Annotated in this window: 1 protein-coding gene and 2 pseudogenes; all 3 read right to left on the bottom strand. The window is 60.4% G+C overall.

The genetic code is table 11. The features are described 5' to 3' along the window. Window positions 1-125 precede the first annotated feature (125 nt). A pseudogene (locus GA0061099_RS38880) lies at window positions 126-835 on the bottom strand (IS3 family transposase); the annotation flags it as partial. 401 nt (window positions 836-1,236) lie between these two features. Then, window positions 1,237-2,726, bottom strand: a pseudogene (locus GA0061099_RS38875) (ISNCY family transposase). Window positions 2,727-3,434: 708 nt separating this feature from the next. Beyond that, a partial coding sequence (locus GA0061099_RS38870; protein WP_074448681.1) for an EscU/YscU/HrcU family type III secretion system export apparatus switch protein occupies window positions 3,435-4,407 on the bottom strand: 973 nt, incomplete at its 5' end.

Genomic DNA, 4,407 nt, shown 5'->3' with positions numbered 1-4,407 from the left:
ACAATGTTGCTAGTCTCGTTCATGGCGTATCGCTCTCCTTGAGAGGTTCTGGCAGGCTCGACACCCGCCTCGATACGCCGCCTATCTCAGTCCGTCATCACCCACTTTCCCGCATAGCTCCCCTGATTGTAGAAGGCCAGATACGTGGCAATGGACGCTCGCGTCTCGGACACGCTGTTGTAGGCGCGGAGATAAACTTCTTCGTATTTGACCGTGCGCCAGAGCCGCTCGACAAACACGTTGTCGCGCAAGGCGCCCTTGCCGTCCATGCTGATGGCGATCTTCGCGTCCAGCAGCACATCGGTGAACTCGAGGCTGGTGAGCTGGCTGCCCTGGTCCGTGTTGAAAATCTCGGGCCTGCCGTGCTTCGCCAACGCCTCCTGGACCGCTTCGACGCAGAAGCGCCGCCTCCCTTGTGATCGAGACGCGATGGGCAGGACCCGTCGGCTGAGCACATCGACGACCGCCGCGAGATAGACGAAGCCACGCCGCATCGGACTGTAGGTGATGTCCATTGCCCACGCATGGTCGGGCCGCTCGATCTTCAATCCGCGCAACAGGTATGGGTAGATCTTGTGACCCGGTGCAGGCTTGCTCGTGTTCGGGCGACGATAGACCGCCTCGATCGCCATGCGCTTTATCAGCGTCGCGATGTGGCGGCGACCGGGCGTATACGCCCTCCAGCCGCAGCAACCATCGCAGCATACGCGCTCCCGCGAAGAGATAATCGAGATGCAGCTCATCGAGCCGACGCATCAAGAAGGTCCTCGGCCGAAACTGGCCGAGGTTCACAGTAGACCGTGCTGCGAGCCAGCTTCAGGACCTTCGCCTGGCGCACGTATAGCGCGACAATCAATCAGGATGAGAGCGCGTATTGCCGCACATAAAAGTGCTCCCTCAGGGTGGTCCGCTGCCTCATCTTTTTTGCTCCTGACTTAAGTGGAGGCGGCGTCTCAATGATTGCCGAAGTGGGCCTAAGATGCGCTGCTCGGGTAACCGCCATTTGGTGGCGGTTCGCCATGAGCTTTGCTGACCGGGACAGGCCTCAAGGCCTGGCCTGCCAGCAAAGCTCATGGTCGTCCGCGGCATGATCCGCGCGCAGGGGTCAAGGCTCGCGGAGCGACCCGCGTAGCGGGCTTGGCCTTGACGCCGAGGACGGATCAGGCACTCGGCCCGCACCGGATGCGATAATGGTCGCGGTTCGCAGCGCCCGGCTTTTCCTGCGCGAGCCCGCCGTTACTGAGGCGCTACGACGTCAAGGACGAGCGGCGGCACTTGGGAGGGACCAAACAGCATGGCTTGGCCTGTTCGCTGCGCCAGGTCTTTAGGCGACGCTGTAGCGTGCGCAGAAGTTTTTAGGGATAGATTCCAGGGTATTCTGCCTGCAATCGCGCCAGGAGTTCGCTGCCGGTCCGCCACGGCTCGGCTTCAAACCATTTGCGCAAATCCGGCGTCACTCGAATGAGCGGGTCGGGACGGCGACGGCCTCTTTTTGCTTTGGCGATCGGCCGATCTGTCGGCCGGGCACCGCCCTCCTTCCAAGCGGTTCTCAAGCTCGCCAGGAAAAGATCAATCGGCTGCGCGATCGGGCCGGGGTTCGCGGCAGGCTCGGCGTCAGTAAGCGCCGCCAACCGCTCCTGCGTCACTCGGATATCGCGCAACAAGGCGACGGGGTCGAGGCCGGCGAAAGTCTCTTGTAAACGGGCGCGAACTTCATCGGACGTGCGCGAGTCGGCGGCTAGCCGTTGATGCGGCGTGGCAGGCGCGCTGTAGGTCTTGTGCACCCGGGCGCCGTCGCGCTGCTTGGCGATCAGCTTGAACGACGGTTGGAAGAAGTTCACGAACAGGCGCGCCGAGCGGTAGAGCTGCGCCAGCAGCGTCGCTGCCTCCAAACCCTCGAACCGCCGGTAGCCGACCATCCTGCGCACGACAGCGTCGTTCTTTTGCTCGACAAAAGCTTGATCGTTCTTGCGGTACGGCCGGCAGCGCGTGAAAATGATATTGGCCGTGTCACAGTACGTCTTGAGCGTCTCGTTCATGAAAACGGTGTCATTGTCCGTGTTCAAGGCAAGAAGCGCGAAGGGCAATTGCTTACGCAATTCCGTCAGCACGGTGCTCAGCAGCGTCTGCTCGCGCACGATCAGCGGCGCGCATTCCGTCCAGCCGGTCGCGACGTCAGTGAGGACCAGGGTCTGTACGAAACTGCCGCGCGCCGATGGACCGCTGTGGGCGACAAGGTCCGCCTCCACGAAGCCCGGTGCGGGATCATTCCAATCCGCCGAAGTCCGTATCGGAATACTGCGTCGTAGGGCGTGTGCGGCCGGTCGCCGGCGCTGGCGACCGAGCCCTTCCCGAATCCGGCCCAACGCCCGGTCGATCGTCGCCGCGCTCATCGAAAGCAGCTTGCCGCGGATCTCGGGAGCGAGGTCAAGATGGCTGTGCCGCTCCATCGCGTCGATCAGCATCGGTATCAAGGCTTTCAGCCGCTTCCCACAAACCCGGTCCGAGGCCTCCCAGAGGAGTGCGAGCGCATTGCGCCGCGCCCGACGACCTGTTCGCGACCCATCGTGGCCCCGCAGCAGCCGCATCGCATGCTTGCGATGATATCCAGTGACATTGACGAACTCATCCAATATCCGCGCCTTCTCCACGCGATCGCTCGATCGGTAGCGTTCGCCCACAGCTGCCGTCAGTTCCTTCCTAGTCGCCATGCTCAGCCGCCTCATTGTCGCCCCCGCCCGCCCGTCTGCTCGGGAGCAACTTACATGAGGCAACAGCCTATCATTCGGGAACTTCTACGCTGACGCAATGCGCCGCATCAAGCGCGACACCATCGCAAACCGCCGCTTGCAGCATCAACTGCAGGCCGCTTAAACTCTAACCCTGATGAGCCAGAGCCTCCCTTCTCAAAAAGCCTGACCAGTCTCAAATTATCTGACGACGGACATTTTGAGCTTTCCCTGAAAGCTGATGAGTGCGGGAGTTCCCGACAGCGACATATCATCGTGGATGTGAAACGCGTGGCATTCTCCGGACGCCTCTCGTTACCGCCCCTACCTGCACCGGCCTTAAATTGCCCACATCCTAGGGGGCACGCAAAGCGATCGGAAGGCGAATCTTGCAACTTGGCCAGACCTTCTCGCCAAACGACGAGGTTCCCTCGCGGCATGATCACGAATGCGGGCAAGCAGCCGCCGGGCATGTCGATCCGCAAAAGGGAGTGATTGTTGCCCTTCAACACGACAAATTAGGTTGCTTTGATCGGAAAGCCGACTAGCGGACAATATTTTAACCTTCATAAAGGTGAAAAAGGCAGTTAACGCCATTGCTAAACTCTCCATCTCGGCCTGTGAGGAAGGTGTCGAAGGTGGCCCGCGGTCTATTTCATTCGCGCCATGGTGACTATTGCGAAGCCCGCAACTGACCTCACGAAATCAGAATCGACCACCACGAGTCTCGGTCGCAAGATCCCCGAGTGCTCGCAACACCTCTGCGATAGGTTCAATCAAGTGTGACGGGATATATTCATCCACCAGGCCATCCTCCAGGAGCGCACGGGCCAGCGGAACATTTCGCATCACCGGCACGCCGGCGGCGGTGGCGGCCGCGATCATTTGCTGTGCGACCAGATCGGTACCGATAGCGTCGATCACGGGCAGCGGAGTCTGTTGCCCATCGTAGTAAAGCGCCACTGCAATATGCGTGGGATTGGAGATCAACGCGGTCGCGCTGCGCGCTAGGGCGATAGGATTCTTGGCCATCAATTGCGAACGAAGTTGCTTGCGGCGCCTTTTGATCAGGGGATCGCCTTCGTTCTCCTTGTATTCTCGCTTCACCTCCTCCAGCGACATCATATTCCTCTTCTCGAACTGCCACCGCTGGAACGCGAAGTCCGCGATTGCCACGACAAGATGGATCGCCCCCGTCCAGACCGCGACATAGAATAAGAGGTTACCCGCCAGTAAGGCCAGGCAGGATACTCCGCAGCGCGGGATCCATACAAGCGAACTTACTGCTGCGCGAACCACAAATAGAAGAACGAGACCGAGCAGCAGCACCTTTGCGACTGATCGGCTCAGCTCGAAGAGACTCTGCGCCGAGAACATCCTCCTGATGTTCTCACTTGGGTTCAGCTTCATGAGCGATGGCGCCGCTGCTGAGGGAGAGAAAAGCACTCCGGTCTGCGACACGTGGGCGCCCACACCGCCGATCAGGACGACGCCGAGAAACGGCATTGTCAGGCTCTGTATCTCACGGGTGTACGATCCCAAGAGTTGCAGCGCGACAACGATAAAGTTCTCATTATTCAGATGCGCGATGGGTAACAGGAGCGCTGCCTCAAGTCGGTCCACCAGGCGAGGCAAAGAGGCGACGAACAAGGCGAAGAACCCAATGGTCAGCACCGCC

The organism is Bradyrhizobium yuanmingense, assembly GCF_900094575.1.
Classification (GTDB): domain Bacteria; phylum Pseudomonadota; class Alphaproteobacteria; order Rhizobiales; family Xanthobacteraceae; genus Bradyrhizobium; species Bradyrhizobium yuanmingense.
Note: the sequence above shows the minus strand (reverse complement) of the source record. Positions and strands in the feature narration are given on the sequence as shown.